The organism is Microbacterium sp. GXF7504, assembly GCF_054798235.1.
Window position 1 is genome coordinate 124,995 of record NZ_JBSJZI010000003.1, and the last position, 14,778, is coordinate 139,772.

Annotated in this window: 14 protein-coding genes and 1 tRNA gene; 10 read left to right on the top strand and 5 right to left on the bottom strand. The window is 72.0% G+C overall.

Features of this window, described 5'->3' with window-relative positions; translation table 11 throughout:
- Nucleotides 1–12: 12 nt before the first annotated feature.
- Nucleotides 13–894, bottom strand: coding sequence for a Bax inhibitor-1/YccA family protein (locus ACWAUO_RS08135; RefSeq protein WP_460774562.1), 882 nt, complete (start codon nt 892–894; stop codon nt 13–15).
- 153 nt (nt 895–1,047) lie between these two features.
- Between ACWAUO_RS08135 and ACWAUO_RS08140 the strand changes: the two genes are divergently transcribed.
- The 6 genes from ACWAUO_RS08140 (at nt 1,048) to ACWAUO_RS08165 (ending at nt 6,965) form a co-directional block, all read left to right on the top strand.
- Nucleotides 1,048–2,034, top strand: a complete 987-nt coding sequence (locus ACWAUO_RS08140) for a glycerophosphodiester phosphodiesterase family protein (protein WP_460774563.1) — start codon at nt 1,048–1,050, stop codon at nt 2,032–2,034.
- Between the two features lie 60 nt (nt 2,035–2,094).
- Nucleotides 2,095–3,819: a cation:proton antiporter gene (locus tag ACWAUO_RS08145; RefSeq protein ID WP_460775245.1), complete on the top strand. Its 1,725-nt coding sequence runs from the start codon at nt 2,095–2,097 to the stop codon at nt 3,817–3,819.
- Between the two features lie 39 nt (nt 3,820–3,858).
- A complete protein-coding gene (locus tag ACWAUO_RS08150; RefSeq protein ID WP_460774565.1) occupies nt 3,859–4,770 on the top strand; it encodes an ABC transporter ATP-binding protein in 912 nt (303 codons plus the stop codon).
- Nucleotides 4,767–5,861: an ABC transporter permease gene (locus ACWAUO_RS08155; RefSeq protein ID WP_460774566.1), complete on the top strand. Its 1,095-nt coding sequence runs from the start codon at nt 4,767–4,769 to the stop codon at nt 5,859–5,861. The genes ACWAUO_RS08150 and ACWAUO_RS08155 overlap by 4 nt, the downstream gene beginning before the upstream one ends.
- Before the next feature lie 78 nt (nt 5,862–5,939).
- Nucleotides 5,940–6,563: a flavodoxin family protein gene (locus ACWAUO_RS08160; protein WP_460774567.1), complete on the top strand. Its 624-nt coding sequence runs from the start codon at nt 5,940–5,942 to the stop codon at nt 6,561–6,563.
- Between the two features lie 3 nt (nt 6,564–6,566).
- Nucleotides 6,567–6,965: a nitroreductase/quinone reductase family protein gene (locus tag ACWAUO_RS08165; RefSeq protein ID WP_460774569.1), complete on the top strand. Its 399-nt coding sequence runs from the start codon at nt 6,567–6,569 to the stop codon at nt 6,963–6,965.
- 20 nt (nt 6,966–6,985) lie between these two features.
- On the opposite strand, the gene ACWAUO_RS08170 is transcribed toward ACWAUO_RS08165, so the two are convergent.
- The 3 genes from ACWAUO_RS08170 to ACWAUO_RS08180 all read right to left on the bottom strand — a co-directional run bounded on the left by ACWAUO_RS08170 (nt 6,986) and on the right by ACWAUO_RS08180 (nt 9,170).
- A complete protein-coding gene (locus tag ACWAUO_RS08170) occupies nt 6,986–7,498 on the bottom strand; it encodes a hypothetical protein (RefSeq protein WP_460774570.1) in 513 nt (170 codons plus the stop codon).
- A gap of 63 nt (nt 7,499–7,561) precedes the next feature.
- Nucleotides 7,562–7,969, bottom strand: coding sequence for an NAD(+)--rifampin ADP-ribosyltransferase (gene arr / locus ACWAUO_RS08175; protein WP_460774571.1), 408 nt, complete (start codon nt 7,967–7,969; stop codon nt 7,562–7,564).
- Nucleotides 7,970–8,180: 211 nt separating this feature from the next.
- Nucleotides 8,181–9,170, bottom strand: a complete 990-nt coding sequence (locus tag ACWAUO_RS08180) for a helix-turn-helix transcriptional regulator (protein WP_460774573.1) — start codon at nt 9,168–9,170, stop codon at nt 8,181–8,183.
- 61 nt (nt 9,171–9,231) lie between these two features.
- Here ACWAUO_RS08180 and ACWAUO_RS08185 point away from each other — a divergent pair, with 61 nt between their 5' ends.
- Both ACWAUO_RS08185 and ACWAUO_RS08190 read left to right on the top strand, forming a co-directional pair.
- Complete coding sequence (locus ACWAUO_RS08185; RefSeq protein ID WP_460774574.1) at nt 9,232–10,275, top strand: ATP-binding cassette domain-containing protein; 1,044 nt, start codon at nt 9,232–9,234, stop codon at nt 10,273–10,275.
- Between the two features lie 2 nt (nt 10,276–10,277).
- Nucleotides 10,278–11,069, top strand: a complete 792-nt coding sequence (locus ACWAUO_RS08190; protein WP_460775246.1) for an ABC transporter permease — start codon at nt 10,278–10,280, stop codon at nt 11,067–11,069.
- A gap of 89 nt (nt 11,070–11,158) precedes the next feature.
- Here the strand turns inward: ACWAUO_RS08190 and ACWAUO_RS08195 are convergent.
- Nucleotides 11,159–11,230 (bottom strand) — tRNA-Met (locus ACWAUO_RS08195).
- A gap of 105 nt (nt 11,231–11,335) precedes the next feature.
- Here ACWAUO_RS08195 and ACWAUO_RS08200 point away from each other — a divergent pair.
- The gene (locus ACWAUO_RS08200) at nt 11,336–12,259 is read left to right on the top strand and encodes a hypothetical protein (RefSeq protein WP_460774576.1); all 924 of its coding nucleotides are present in this window, start codon (nt 11,336–11,338) and stop codon (nt 12,257–12,259) included.
- A 74-nt stretch (nt 12,260–12,333) separates the two neighbouring features.
- The gene (locus ACWAUO_RS08205; RefSeq protein WP_460774578.1) at nt 12,334–14,778 is read left to right on the top strand and encodes an ATP-dependent helicase; all 2,445 of its coding nucleotides are present in this window, start codon (nt 12,334–12,336) and stop codon (nt 14,776–14,778) included.

Sequence of the window (14,778 nt, forward strand, 5' to 3'; positions counted from 1 at the left end):
GGATGCGGTGCGTCAGTCGTTGCCACGCAGGATCGCGAGGATGCGCAGGATCTCCAGGTACAGCCACACGACCGTGACCATGATGCCGAAGGCGCCCATCCAGCCCCACTGGCGGGGCAGACCGTTGCGGACGCCCTGCTGGATCGAGTCGAAGTCGAGCACCAGCGAGTACGCGGCCATGATGACCACGAGCACGCCGATGATGAGGCCCAGCGGGATGCCCGCGACCTGCATCGAGTACAGGCCGAACGCGCCGCCGGCGATCGGCACGTTGAAGAGCATGAGGCCGACGTTGATGAGCCCGAACACGAGGTAGCCGACCATCGCGATCATGAAGATCTTCGTGGCCTTCTTCGACGCGCGGACCTTGCCGCTCGCGAAGAGGGCCAGCGTCACGCCGACGACCGCGAGGGTGGCGAGGGTCGCCTGGATGACGATGCCGGGCCACAGGAACTCGAAGAACGCGGAGATGCCGCCGACGAAGAGGCCCTCGAACGCGGCGTACGCGAAGATGACCGCCGGGCGCACCTTCTTGCGCGAGCCGAAGATCACGACCATCGACAGCACGAAGCCGCCGAGCGCGCCGACCATCCACGGGACGATGGACGGGCTCGGGTTCGCGGCGCTCACGCCGGCCATGGTCCACAGCCAGCCGGCGACCGCGCCGACGAGCAGGATCGCGAACAGTCCGATGGTCTTGTGGACGGTGTCCTCCACCGTCATTCGGCCGGTCTCGGCCGAACCGGCCGCAGGGGCGGCGTAGGCGCCCTCGAGCGCGGCCTGCGTGGCCGGGTCGACCGGCTGCGGTGCCGGGGGCGGGGTGAGCCCGACGCGTGCGCCGGGACGCTGCTCTTGGAACGCGGGGTTGTTGAATGCAGGGTTGGTAGAGGCCATCGCTCAGCTCCAGGTCTCGGGTGGCAGCACGGTGCTGCACTCCCAGGCTATCCCAGTGGTGGCCTGGGATCGCCGGTCGCCGCTGTGAGTGGGCTTTGAGCGTCGTCGGGTCGGCGGCGGCCCGCCGCGGGGAGGCGGTAGCATCGGCACCCGATGCGCCCCCTCGTCATCGGTCACCGCGGTGCCCCGGGCTACCGCCCGGAACACACCCGTTCCTCCTACCTGCTCGCGCTGGAGATGGGTGTGGATGCGGTGGAGCCTGATGTCGTCGCGACGAAGGACGGCGTGCTGGTCCTCCGGCACGAGAACGAGATCTCGACGACCACCGACGTCGCGGACCTGCCCGAGTTCGCCGACCGCCGCCGCACGAAGTCGTTCGCGGGGTTCGAGACGACGGGCTGGTTCACCGAGGACTTCACCTGGGCCGAACTGTCCACGCTGCGCTGCCGCGAGCGCATCCCGGAGCTCCGGCCGGACTCCGCGACCTTCGACGGGCGGGAGCCGATCCTGCGCCTGCTCGATCTGCTGGCGATCCTGGATGCGGCGGACCGTCCGGTCCGGATGGTGCTCGAGGTCAAGCACGCGGCCTACTTCGCCGCGATCGGACTCGACCTGCTGCCGATGATCGAGCGCGACCTGCACGCAGCCGGCTGGTGGGGCGACCAGGACCGGCTCATCGTGGAGTCGTTCGAGCCGACCGTGCTGGCCCGGCTGCGTGCGCGGGGACTGCCGGCGTCGTACGTCTACCTCATGGAGGCGGAGGGGTCGCCGGTCGACCTCGTCCTGTCGCAGGGTTCCGCCGCGCCGACGTACCGGGACGAGTGGTCGCCCGCGGGTCTGGACCGACTGATCGGCGAGGTCGACGGCATCAGCCTGGACAAGCGCATCATCCTGGCGCCGTCCCGCCTCGGGCGGGTGACGGGCCCCGCATCCGTCGTCGACGACGCCCACGAGCGCGGCCTGCAGGTGTTCACCTGGACGGCGCGCCCCGAGAACAGGTTCCTCGTGCGGGAGTTCCGGGACGGGACGGACCCGGCGCGGTTCGGCGACTTCGAGGCCGAGTGGGGGATGCTGCGCGACAGCGGGATCGACGGCGTGTTCGTCGACCATGCCGACCTCGGCATGTCCGTCTTCGGCTGAGCCGCCGCTGCGCGGCCGTCGCGCCGGGTACCGTCGACAGCGATGGAATCCGTGGACCCGATGCAGCTCGGCCTGTACGCGGTCGTGGCCGTCGCCGTGATCGTCGGCGTCGCCGCGTTCGCGAAGAAGCTCGGCATCGCCGCCCCGATCATCCTCGTGGTGGTCGGCGTCGGCATGTCCTACCTGCCGGGCGTGCCCGAGATCGAGGTGCCGCACGAGATCATCCTCGACGGCCTGCTCCCGCCGATCCTCTACGCGGCCGCCATCAGCGTGCCGATCGTGGACTTCCGCCGCAACCTCGCGCCCATCACGAGTCTGTCGGTCGTGCTCGTCATCGTCACCGCGTTCGCGACCGGTGCCCTGCTCTACACGCTCCTGCCCGAGCTGAACTTCGCCGCCGCCGTGGCGCTCGGCGCGATCATCAGCCCGCCCGACGCGGTCGCCGCGACCTCGGTCGGTCGGCGACTGGGGCTCCCGCCGCGCCTGCTCACCCTGCTCGAGGGGGAGGGGCTCGTCAACGACGCGACCGCCCTCGTCCTGCTGCGCTCCGCGGTCGCCGCGGCCGCGGGCGGCCTCGCCACCCCGTGGGCCGGCGTCGCGGACTTCGTCTACGCCGTGGTGGTCGCGGTCGTCATCGGCCTCATCGCCGGCGTCGTCACGGTGTGGGTGCGCTCGAAGCTCGACGACCCGGTGCTCGACACCGCGATCTCCCTGGCCGTGCCGTTCGTCGCGTTCATGCCCGCCGAGCAGCTGCACGCCTCGGGGGTGCTCGCCGTCGTCGTCGCGGGGCTCTACACCGGCCACGCGGCGCCCTCGAAGTTCACGCCGCAGTCGCGCATCAGCGACCGGATCAACTGGCGCACCGTGCAGTTCCTGCTCGAGAACGGCGTGTTCCTGCTCATCGGCCTGGAGATCCGGAACCTCATCAACGACGTCGAACCGACCGTGCTCGGGGTGTGGGACTCGATCGCGATCGGTCTCATCGCGACCGTCGCGCTCATCGTCATCCGGTATCTGTGGATCGGCCCGCTCGTGTACTGGCTGGGGCTGCGCACCAGGCGGGCCGAGAAGCGCACGTACCGCTCCCTGCTCGCGCTGTACTACTACCGCAGTCATCCGAGCACCTCCCGGCGGGAGGCGGTCGCCCGCAACCGGCTCGAGCGCGACTGCACGCGCCGCCGTGCCGACCTGGAGACCATGCGCCAGGAGCACATCGACTGGCGCGGCGGCATGGTGCTCGGCTGGTCCGGCATGCGCGGCGTGGTCACGCTCGCCGCGGCGCAGTCGCTCCCCGAGGAGACCCCGTACCGCCCGCAGCTCATCCTCATCGCGTTCACGGTCGCGGTGGTGAGCATCGTCGTGCAGGGCGGCACGCTGCCCAAACTCATCCAGCTGCTGAAGCTGCAGGGCGTCGACGCCGCCGAGGACCGCCGCGAACTCGCGCAGCTGCTCGAACGGCTCAGCGCGGCGGGCCTGGACGCGCTGGACGAGCAGGTCGCCGAGCGCGGGGAGGACCTCGACCCCCAGGTGGTCGAACGGGCCCGGCAGTCCTCGTTCCTCGCGACCGAGGCCGCGTGGGAGCGGGCCGGCAGGCGCGTGAACGAGGACGACACGCCGCACCGGGTGTTCCGCGAACTGCGCCTCGCGATCGTCGCCGCCGAGCGCGAGAAGATGCTGGAGCTCCGGGCCGAGGGCGCCTATCCGTCGCGCATCCTCGCGGAGGCGCAGGCGATGCTCGACACCGAGGAGACCCGCCTCATGCGCCGGCCCGGCGGGGGACACTGATCCTTCCCGAACGCGCACCTGTCCGCCTAGGGTGAAGGAATGAGCGGGGGCATCGAGGCGACGGGGGTGCGCCGCTCCTTCGGTCGGGTCGACGCCGTCCGCGACGCCACGGTCAGCGCGCTCCCCGGCCGGATCACCGGACTCGTCGGACCCAACGGTGCCGGCAAGACGACCCTCCTCCTCATGCTCGCGTCGCTCCTGCGGCCCGACGGCGGCAGCATCCGCATCGCCGGCGTCGACCCGGTGGCGGACCCGGCCGCCGCCCGCGCGCTCGTGGGATGGATGCCGGACGCGCTCGGCGCCTGGAACGCCCTCACGGCACGCGAGACGCTCACCTTCACCGGCCGCCTGTACGGCATGCCGCGGCAGGCCGCCCGCACGCGGGCCGCCGTGCTGCTCGATCGCGTCGGGCTGCGCGACCTCGCCGACGCCCCCGCCCGGGTGCTCTCGCGCGGACAGAAGCAGCGACTGGGACTCGCCCGTGCGCTCGTGCACGACCCGCAGGTGCTGCTGCTCGACGAACCGGCGTCCGGCCTCGACCCGCAGGCGCGGATCGAGCTGCGCACCCTGCTGCGTTCCTTCGCCGCGGCGGGGCGCACCGTCCTCATCTCCAGCCACGTGCTGAGCGAGCTCGAGGAGCTCGTCGACGACGCCGCGTTCATGCAGGCGGGGGTCTCCGTCGCCGCTCCGGACGCCGCGCCGAGGATGCGCCGCTGGCGCGTGCGGGTCGCTGACGGCACGACCGCGCCGGAACCGGTGGCGGCCGCGCTCGGTCTCGCCGTGACCGACGTGCCGCGCGACCGCGACGCCGTCACGGTGCCCTTCGCATCCGACGACGACGCCGCAGCGGGGCTGCGACGACTCGTCGGCGCGGGCGTCGCGGTGGTGGAGTTCGCGCCGGCGGTGGGCCGCCTGGAGCAGGCGTTCCTGGACCTGGGGGAGCGCCCGTGAACGCGGCTCGGATGTGGGCGATCGTCGAGCTCGAGCTCGCACAGCGGATGCGGTCGGTCGCGTGGTGGGTGCTGCTCGGCGTGTTCGGGGTCATCCTTCTCGGCGTCACCGCGCTCGCGTTCCTCGTCTTCGCGTTCGCCGAGGAGACCGGCGGCGCCATCTACGCGACCATCGTCTACATCGTGCTGCTGCTGGTGGTGCTCGTCTCGCCCACGGTCGCCGGCAACGCGGTGAACGGCGACCGCGACGCCGCGACGCTGGCCCCCGTGCAGGTGACGCTCGCCACCACCACGGACATCGTCGTCGGCAAGCTCGTCGCCGCGTGGCTCACCGGGCTCGCGTTCGTCGCGGTGGCCGTCCCCTTCATGGTGGTCGCCACGGTCGCGGGCGGGGTGGCGCCGGGCGTGCTCGCGGTGTCGCTGCTCGTGCTCGTCGTCGAGATCGGGGTGTTCTCCGCGATCGGGGTGGGCCTGTCCGCACTCATCGGCCGACCGCTCTTCTCCGTCGCGGCGACCTACCTCGTCGTCGCGGCGTTCGTCATCGGCACGCTCATCGTCTTCGGGCTGGCCGGCGCCGCGATCCGCACCGAGGTGACCGCGCACAACCGGTGGATCACCGGGGCGGCGACCTACGACTGCGGACCCGGCACCGACGACCCCGGCTGCATGGAGATCGGCGGCGACCCGTGGTGGGAGTGCTCCGAGTGGGAGACCAGCGTCTACGAGGTGCCGCGGTACGACCGGGTGTGGTGGCTGCTGGCCGCGAATCCGTTCGTCGTCCTCGCGGACGCGACGCCCACGACCTACGACCGGTGGGGATCGCCGACCGACCTCTTCGGCCAGATCGCCGCCGGGGTCCGCCTCGTCCAGCTCCCGCCGGAGAGCGAGACCTGGAGCGACGGGTGCGAGAACGGCGGCGCCTGGGTGCCGGGCGACGACCCCACGACGGAGGAACTCGTCGCCGGCACCACGCCGAGCTGGTTCGCCGGTCTCGCCGTCCAGCTCGTCGTCGCCGGCGCGCTCCTGTGGGGCGGGTGGGCGCGCACGCGGACCCCGGCGCGCACCCTGCCCCCGGGCACCCGCGTCGCCTGATCCGCCGACGGCTTGCGGGCCCCGCATCCGCTGTCAAGACGTCGGCCGCGCCGGAGGCGCACGCCTACCGTGGCGGGCATGGACTCCATCGAACAGACGCCCCTGCGTGCGCTCGCCCTCAACTGCACGCTGAAACCCGGTCCCGAGGCGTCGAGCACCGAGCTGCTGCTGTCGCAGGTGCTCGGTGAACTCGCCCTGCACGGCGTGGTCGGGTCGCAGGTGCGCGTGGTCGACCACGACGTGCGGCCGGGCGTCCTCGCCGACATGGGCGACGGCGACGCCTGGCCGGCCATCCGCGAGCAGGTGCTCGCCGCCGACATCCTCGTGCTCGGCACCCCGACGTGGATGGGGCACATGTCGTCGGTGGCGCAGCGGGTGCTCGAGCGGCTGGATGCGGAACTGTCGGAGACGGACGACGCGGGCAGGCCGATCCTCTTCGGCAAGGTCGCGGTCACGGCCGTCGTCGGCAACGAGGACGGTGCGCACAAGATCACCGCCGACCTCTTCCAGGCGCTGAACGACGTGGGCTACACCGTGCCGGCGCAGGGCGGCACGTACTGGAACGGCGAGGCGATGCAGGGCGTCGACTACCAGGACCTCGATGAGACTCCCGAGGCCGTGGCCTCGGCCACCGCGACCCTCGCGCGCAACGCCGCGGCACTCGCCGCGCTGCTGCGCGACCACCCCTACCCGGAGGGCTGACCCATGGCCGGATGGAACGACAAGATCATCGCGGAGTTCCGCGAACACGGCGGCCGCGTGCAGGGGTTCGGCAGCAGCCTCGTCCTGCTGCACCACCTCGGCGCGCGCACCGGCGTCGAGCGCGTCACGCCCGTGATGGCGATCCGCGAGGGCGACGGCTGGCTCATCGCGGCGTCCAAGGCCGGTGCCCCCGAGCATCCGGCCTGGTTCGGCAACCTCCTCGCGCACCCCGACATCGACATCGAGACGCCCGACGGGGTGGTCGCCGTGCACGCGACCCGGCTCACCGGCGAGGAGCGGGATGCGGCGTGGTCGCGGTTCACCGAGACCAGCCCCACGTTCGCCGAGTACCAGGAGCGCACCGACCGCCTCATCCCCGTGCTGCGGCTCGACCCGCGCTGAGCGAGCGCCGCGAAGCTGCGTCAGTGGATGAAGGCCTTCAGCAGGGTCACCACCACGCCGAAGCCGGCGGTCGCGAGCGCCCCGATGAACCGGGTGAGCAGGGGCGCGCCGCGCTGGGTGAACGCGATGAACCCGAGCACGCCGAGGACGGCGCAGCCGGTCCAGAGGGCGGCCCAGATGGCCACGGTGTCGGGGATCGCGTCGAGCGCGCCGAACAGCAGGATGAGGCACGGGATGATCGCCGAGCCGAGGAGCCCCCACGACCGTTTCACCGCCCCGCGGAACGACTCGCCGAGCGGCACGACGCGGCCGCCGTCGAGGCCGTGGTGCGCGACCGTGCCCGCGTAGACGTGCGCGGCCCAGAACACGATCACCGTGAGGGTCACCGTCAGGAACGCCTGCCACGACGTCGAGTCGTGCGCGCCGGAGACGACGATCATGCCCGCCACGAGGATGACGCCGTACACGGCCTCCTCGGTGGTGAAGCTCGCCCGGATGATCCGCTTCCGGAGGTCGGGGGTGCGTCCTGCCATCTCAGCCCTCCTGCAGCATCCGCCCCGTCCAGCGTACTGAGCGACGCGGTGGTCCGCGCCGGCTCAGTTGATGATCTCGCCGCCGTCCGAGTTGATCGCGGCGATCCGGTCGCGCCAGTCCTGCAGCTCTTCGGGCGCGAGCCGCGGCCAGTCGTCCACCTCCGCCACGACGCGCACCGGGGATGCGGAGCGGAACGACCGCGTGGGGTTCCCGGGGAACTTCTTGTCGGTCACGTTCGGGTCGTCCTCGAACGGACCGGTCGGCTCCACCCGGTACACGCGCGGTTCGGCGTCGCCCGCGGCGAGCTCGGCGGCCAGGCCCGCGCCCGGCATCAACGCCGTGAAGTAGACGTGGTTCATCACGATCTCCGGCCGGTAGTTCGACCGGAACCCGGGCGTCAGGAGGTCGCCGGGCCGCAGGTCGGCCTTCGTGCCGTGGAAGAAGGGTCCGGGCTCGAGCGCGTCGGTCATCCGGACAGTGTGCGCCCGCATCCGTCCCCGGGCAAGGGCGCTCGCCCGGCCGCGCACCACGCGCCCCGGCCTTGCACCGGATCAGGGGATTCGGCCGCATCAGGAGGATTCCCGGCCGAAACGTCCTGATTCCGCGAGATCACCTGTTCTCAGTCGGCCCGGGGCGGGGGATGCGGCTCCTCAGTCGGCCCGGGGTGGGGGATGCGGCTCCTCAGTCGGACCGGGGCGGGGGATGCGGCGCGTCCAGGGCGCGCAGCATCCGGCCGAGGGCCTCGCGGAGCTCGGCGCGGTGCGGCTCCGGCAGATCGGTGCGATACTCGACGCCGGCCGGGATCCAGGACAGCCCGTACATCGTCTCGCGCCAGTCGGCGCCGCCCACCGGCCAGCGGGTGCGGCCGTCGTCCTCGGCCGTCGCGCCCTGCCCCCACTGCCCGAACCACTCCCGCATCCGCCCGATGGGCAGGTCCATCACGACGTCGGTCTCCACCGGCTGGCGCACCCAGGACCGGGCCACCGTGATGAACTCGTCGACCTCCTCGGGGGTGAGCTCCCGCGGCGGGAACAGCACCCGCGTGTGCTGCACGTCGGTCAGCCGATCGACGCGGAAGGTGCGCCAGTCGTCGCGGTCGAGGTCCCAGCACAGGAGGTACCAGTGCCGGTCGGCCGGGGCGAGGGTGTGCGGCTCGACCCGCCGGTGCGTGGTGTCGCCGGCGGCCGACGTGTACGTGAACCGCACCCGCTCGTGGTCGCGGCACGCGAGCGCCAACTCGCCGAGGACCGCGGTCGACGCGACCTCGCCGGATGCGACCCCCACCGGCCGCACCGCGTCGGCGAGGGCGATCACCCGTCGGCGGAGCGGGGCGGGCAGCACCTGCTCGAGCTTGGCGAGCGCCGTCAGCGCGGTGTCGGCGCCGCCGACGAGGCGCTGGGATGCGGCGATGCGCAGGCCGATCGCCATCGCCACCGCCTCCTCGTCGTTCAGCAGGAGCGGCGGCACGGCGCTGCCCGCCTCGAGGCGGTATCCGCCGGTCGCACCCGGACTCGACTCGATGCGGTAGCCCAGTTCGCGCAGGCGTTCGATGTCGCGCCGGACCGTCCGCTCGGTCACACCGAGCCGGTCGGCGAGTTCGGTGCCGGGCCAGTGCCGGTGCGTCTGCAGCAGGTTGAGCAGGGCGAGGGCCCTGGTCGTCGTGTCGGACATGTCCGAAGTCTGCCGCACGATGCGGACAGGATCTGTCCGGGTTGCTTCTTACCCTCGCGGCATGACCAACGAACCGATCATCGAGGCGCAGGGGCTCACCAAGCGCTTCACCGTCAAGAAGAAGACCGTGGCGGCCGTCACGGACCTCTCCTTCCAGGTCGCGCGAGGAGAACTCGTCGCGTTCCTCGGTCCGAACGGCGCGGGCAAGTCGACGAGCCTGCGGATGCTGACGACCCTCATCCCGCCGACCGCCGGCACGGCCCGTGTGGTCGGCCACGACATCCTCGCCCGGCCGGCGGACGTGCGCGCCCGCATCGGCTATGTCGGCCAGCTCACGAGCGGCAGCTTCTCGCAACGCGTCCGCGACGAACTGCTGAGCCAGGGCGCGTTCTACGGGATGTCGAAGCCGGCGGCCCGCGACCGTGCCGACGCGCTCATCGAGTCGCTCGACCTGGCCGGGTTCGCGACCCGCTCGGTGCAGCAGCTCTCGGGCGGGCAGAAGCGGCGGCTCGACATCGCGCTCGGCCTCATGCACGCGCCGCCGCTCGTCTTCCTCGACGAGCCGTCGACCGGCCTCGACCCGCAGAGTCGGGCGAACCTGTGGCAGCACATCCTCGACCTGCGCGCCGAGCACGGGACGACCGTGTTCCTCACCACGCACTACCTGGAGGAGGCCGACCGGTACGCGGAGCGGGTGATGGTGATGGATCGGGGCCGGGTCATCGCCGACGACAGCGCATCCCGGCTCAAGGCGGAGCTTGCCGGCGACCTGCTCACCCTCGGGTTCGCGACGCCTGCGGACGCAGACGCCGCACTGCCGGTGGTGGATGCGCTGACCGACCGGGAGGTGCGGCGGGCGGACGCCGCATCCCTCGTCCTCACCGTGCCGGACGGCGACAGGCTGCTGCCCGCCGCGGTCCGGGCGTTGGACGCGGCGGGCGTCGAGGTGCGTCGTGCCACCGGGGTGCCGCCCACCCTCGACGACGTCTTCCTCGCGCTGACGGGGCGGACGCTCCGCGAGGCCGGCGAGGGCGAGGCGGAGGAAGCGGGAACGCAGACGGACGCGGCGCAGGCCGCGGCCGAGACGACGGGAGCAGGACGATGACCATGCACGAGACGACACCCCGGCCGGACACGGCGGTGCGGGCGAACCCGGCGCGCGACACCTGGCACGTGCTCACGCGCGAGCTGAGACCGGTCGTGCGCGACCCGTTCACGCTCATCTTCAGCCTGCTGCAGCCGCTCGTGTTCCTCGGCCTGTTCGCCCCGCTCCTGGTCGGCTCGTCCGGCCGGCCGGTGGGGGAGACGCTGCAGTGGTTCGTGCCGGGCGTGCTGGTGATGATCGTGCTGTTCGGCACCGGGGCGACCGGCTCGAACCTGCAGTACGAGATGATGACCGGCTCGCACGAGCGAACGCTCGTGGCGCCGCTCGCGCGCTCATCGCTCCTCGTGGGCCGCGCGCTGAAGGAGATCGCGCCGATCATCGTGCAGTCGCTCGTGATCGTGCTCATCGCGGTGCCGTTCGGGTTCTCGGTCGACGTGCCGGGGCTCGTCGTCGGGCTCGCCCTGCTGGCCGTGTTCGGGGTCGGTCTCGGCTCGCTGTCCTACACGCTCGCGCTGAAGACGAAGGACCGCGAGTGGCTGTTCTGGGGCGTGCAGCAGACCCTGATCTTCCCGCTGCTGATCCTCTCCGGGATGCTGCTGCCGCTCGACGACGGACCGGGCTGGATGCGGGCGGTCGCCGTGGTGAACCCGATCAACTGGGTCGTGCAGGCCGAGCGGGCGCTGTTCTCGGGCGACCTCGCCGCGGCGCCGGTGCTGTGGGGGTGGGTGTCGGGCCTCGTGCTCGCGGCCCTCGGCCTGTGGGCCGGCATCCGCGCCATGCGCCGCTCGCACTGACCTCGGAGCACGTCGCGACGTTCGGAGGATCTGCGGCGGATCCTCCGAACGTCGCGCGTTCCTCCGAAGGTGCGGATGCGGCCGCTTCGACGCGACGGCGGGATTCGAACCCGCTGCACGACCGGGTATGAACCGGTGCCCGGACCACCCGGATCGCCGCGATGACCCCCACGCTACGGATGTGCGCCGACATCCGGGCGAATCGGACGAAGGATGACCCGGTGTGACGGCGGGTTACACCCCTCCGACGGGGTTACGCTGAGGGGATGACGACGACGCGCCGGCATGTGGTGTCCGCACTCGTCATCGTCGCCGCGCTCCTCGTGATCGGCGGCCTCCTCGGGGCCTCGCTCACCGAGCCCGACCGCACCGACCTCGAGCCGCGCCTGCCCACGGCGTGGCTCTCCCGCATCCTGCTGGTGCTCGCCGTGCTGTGGGTCGCGATCGGCGCGGTCTCAGCCCACACCAGCCTCGTCGGCAAGCCCGGCGCCGCGGCGGCCCGCGCCACCTGGCTCGCCGCCACCACGCCGTGGCGCGCCCGCGAGTCGACCCTGGGGCTGCTGCCGCTCGACCGCTGGCTCATCTTCCTCGTGCCGGTGGCCCTGCTCATCGCGACGCGGATGCTGCAGAGCTCCGGCTCCACACCCCTGCACCTCACGCTCGTCATCGGCGCGTGGGTCGTGTTCGCCCTGGTGCTGCGCCTCGTCGTCGGCCCCCGCTCGCCGTGGCCGGTGATCGCGGCGGTCGGCGGGGTGGTGGTGATCCGTTGCGTGTTCGCGCTGGTGCCGCTGGCCGTCGCCGGCTCCGACGAGTTCGCACGCGAGTTCTGGGACGTCGCGGCGCTGCGCATCGTCTGGGTGGGCGTCGGCTTCATGCTCTTCGCCTGGGTGTTCGTCGCCGCCGCCTGGGCGCTGCACGCGCAGGGCGGGGCCCGGTACGCGTTCGGCGGGATGCTGAGCGCGATCGGCGCCGGCATCGCCGTCCCGGCGCTCGTCATCGCCGTGGCGGGGCCCGCAGCGGTCCTCGAGCGGTGGGACGACGGCCTGGGCCTCGTGCCGCACGGGCTCATCGGCGTCCTCGGGGATCCTGCGCCCGCCGCGCTCGCCTGGGCCGCCGTCGTCGTCGGGACGCTGCTCGCACTCGTCGGCGTCGCGCTCGCCGTGGCGTACCGTCGCTCCCTCCGCGCCTGAGTGCGCCGGTGCCGCGGCCCGGTACCGCGGCTCACAGGCGCCGTGTCGGCGGTCCGACCTAGACTGGGACGGACATGACCGAGGCCTCGCCGGCCGCGCGAGACGCGGCATCCGTTCCCGTCGTCCTCCCCGGCGACACCCGCCCCGACGACGACCTGCTCGCCGGGCTGAACCCGCCGCAGCTCGAGGCGGTGACCTACCGCGGACCCGCGCTGCTCATCGTCGCGGGCGCCGGTTCCGGCAAGACACGCGTGCTCACGCACCGCATCGCGTCGCTGCTGCGCAGCCGGGAGGCGTGGCCGAGCCAGATCCTCGCGATCACCTTCACGAACAAGGCCGCCGGCGAGATGCGCGAACGCGTGCAGCAGCTCGTGGGCGACAGCGCCCGCGGCATGTGGATCTCCACGTTCCACTCCGCGTGCGTGCGCATCCTCCGCCGCGAGGCGCAGCAGTTCGGGTTCACCTCGGCGTTCACGATCTACGACTCCGGCGACTCCCGCGCGCTCATCAAGCGGCTCGTGAAGGAACATGAGGGGGATGCGTACGGACTCACGCCGGCCGCCGTGCAGAGCCGGATCTCGAAGCTCAAGAACGAGCTCAGCGACGCCGAGTCCTACGCCCGGCAGGCGAACCTCGGCGACCCGGCCGAGCGCATCTTCGTCGAGATCTTCGGTGACTACCAGCGGAGCCTGCAGCGTGCGAACGCGTTCGACTTCGACGACCTCATCGCGCAGACCGTGTACCTGTTCCGCGCCTTCCCCCACGTCGCCGACACCTACCGCCGCCGGTTCCGCCACATCCTCGTCGACGAGTACCAGGACACGAACCACGCCCAGTACGCGCTCATCCACGAGCTCACCCGGCCGGTCACCGGTGCCGCCGGCGAGGGGTTCTCCGCCGGCGGCATGATGATCTTCGAGGCCGACCAGGCCCCCGAGGTCGAGGGCGCGTCGCTCACCGTCGTCGGCGACTCCGACCAGTCGATCTACGCCTTCCGCGGCGCGGACATCCGCAACATCAGCGAGTTCGAACGCGACTTCCCCGGCGCGAAGGTCGTGCTCCTCGAGCAGAACTACCGCTCGACCCAGAACATCCTCTCGGCCGCGAACGCCGTCATCCGCAACAACTTCGACCGCAAGGACAAGAAGCTGTGGACCGACATCGGTGCCGGCGATCCGATCATCGGGTTCACCGGGTACTCGCAGCACGACGAGGCGCAGTTCGTCGCCGACGAGATCGAGGCGCTCCACCGGAAGGGCGTGGCGTACTCCGACGTGGCCGTGTTCTACCGCACGAACTCGCAGTCCCGTGCGCTGGAGGAGATCTTCATCCGCTCCGCGCTGCCCTACAAGATCATGGGCGGCACGAAGTTCTACGAGCGCGCCGAGATCAAGGACGCGTTGGCCTACCTCGTCGCGGTCGCGAACCCCGCCGACGAGATGGCGGTCCGCCGCATCCTGAACAAGCCCCGCCGCGGCATCGGCGACGTCACCGAGACCGCGATCGCGCGGTTCGCGGAGGACAACGGCATCACCTTCCGCGACGCGCTGCGCAACCCCGCCGGACTCGGCGTGGGCCCGAAGATCCAGGCGGCGATCGGGCAGCTCGACGCCGTGCTCGATCAGGCGACGGCGATCATGCTGCCGTCCTCCGGCGAGGTCCCCCCGCCCACCGCGGTCGCGGAGGGGCTGTCGCTGCTGCTGTCCAAGAGCGGGTACTCGGACGCGCTGCGTGCCAGCCGCGACCCGCAGGACGAGGCCCGCCTGGAGAACCTCGACGAGCTCGTCGCGGTCGCGCGCGAGTTCGCCCGGAACAATCCCGAGGGGACGATCGTCGACTTCCTCACCGAGGTCGCGCTCGTCGCCGACGCCGACGACCTCGACGACGCCTCCGGCTCGGTGTCGCTCATGACGATGCACACGGCGAAGGGCCTGGAGTTCGACAGCGTGTTCATCACCGGTGTCGAGGAGGACCTCATCCCGCACCGCATCTCCGCCGGCGAGCCCGGCGGCCCCGCGGAGGAGCGGCGCCTGTTCTACGTCGGCGTCACCCGTGCCCGCAAGCGCCTGTACCTGTCGCTCGCGATGACCCGCGCCCAGTTCGGCGAGGTCACCGTCGCGATGCCCAGCCGGTTCCTGCAGGAGATCCCGGCCGAGCTCATCGACTGGCGGCAGTCGCCCGGCGACGTGAACTCCCGCGGCGGGATGCAGTCGCGCGCCCTGAACGCCCGGCGCGGCGGCTCCTCCGGCGGCGGGTGGGGCGGTCGGCGCGACGACATCCCGGCGCTGAAGCCCAAGTCGACTTCGCTCGACAAGTTCCCGAACCGGATCCCGGCGAAGGTGCGCGACAACAGCGCCATGGAGCTGGCCCCGGGCGACCGCATCCGGCACGAGGACTTCGGCGAAGGCCGGGTCGACGCGATCACCGGCGAGGGTGCGAAGCGTGTCGCGCACGTGCGGTTCGACTCGGCGGGGTCGAAGAAGCTGCTCGTCAAGATCGCGCCCATCGAGAAGCTCTGA

Coding starts and splice junctions, on each gene's coding strand:
- ACWAUO_RS08135 (WP_460774562.1), bottom strand. CDS start 894: ATGGCCTCTACCAACCCTGCATTCAACAACCCCGCGTTCCAAGAGCAG.
- ACWAUO_RS08140 (WP_460774563.1), top strand. CDS start 1,048: ATGCGCCCCCTCGTCATCGGTCACCGCGGTGCCCCGGGCTACCGCCCG.
- ACWAUO_RS08145 (WP_460775245.1), top strand. CDS start 2,095: ATGCAGCTCGGCCTGTACGCGGTCGTGGCCGTCGCCGTGATCGTCGGC.
- ACWAUO_RS08150 (WP_460774565.1), top strand. CDS start 3,859: ATGAGCGGGGGCATCGAGGCGACGGGGGTGCGCCGCTCCTTCGGTCGG.
- ACWAUO_RS08160 (WP_460774567.1), top strand. CDS start 5,940: ATGGACTCCATCGAACAGACGCCCCTGCGTGCGCTCGCCCTCAACTGC.
- ACWAUO_RS08165 (WP_460774569.1), top strand. CDS start 6,567: ATGGCCGGATGGAACGACAAGATCATCGCGGAGTTCCGCGAACACGGC.
- ACWAUO_RS08170 (WP_460774570.1), bottom strand. CDS start 7,498: ATGGCAGGACGCACCCCCGACCTCCGGAAGCGGATCATCCGGGCGAGC.
- arr (WP_460774571.1), bottom strand. CDS start 7,969: ATGACCGACGCGCTCGAGCCCGGACCCTTCTTCCACGGCACGAAGGCC.
- ACWAUO_RS08180 (WP_460774573.1), bottom strand. CDS start 9,170: ATGTCCGACACGACGACCAGGGCCCTCGCCCTGCTCAACCTGCTGCAG.
- ACWAUO_RS08185 (WP_460774574.1), top strand. CDS start 9,232: ATGACCAACGAACCGATCATCGAGGCGCAGGGGCTCACCAAGCGCTTC.
- ACWAUO_RS08190 (WP_460775246.1), top strand. CDS start 10,278: ATGCACGAGACGACACCCCGGCCGGACACGGCGGTGCGGGCGAACCCG.
- ACWAUO_RS08200 (WP_460774576.1), top strand. CDS start 11,336: ATGACGACGACGCGCCGGCATGTGGTGTCCGCACTCGTCATCGTCGCC.
- ACWAUO_RS08205 (WP_460774578.1), top strand. CDS start 12,334: ATGACCGAGGCCTCGCCGGCCGCGCGAGACGCGGCATCCGTTCCCGTC.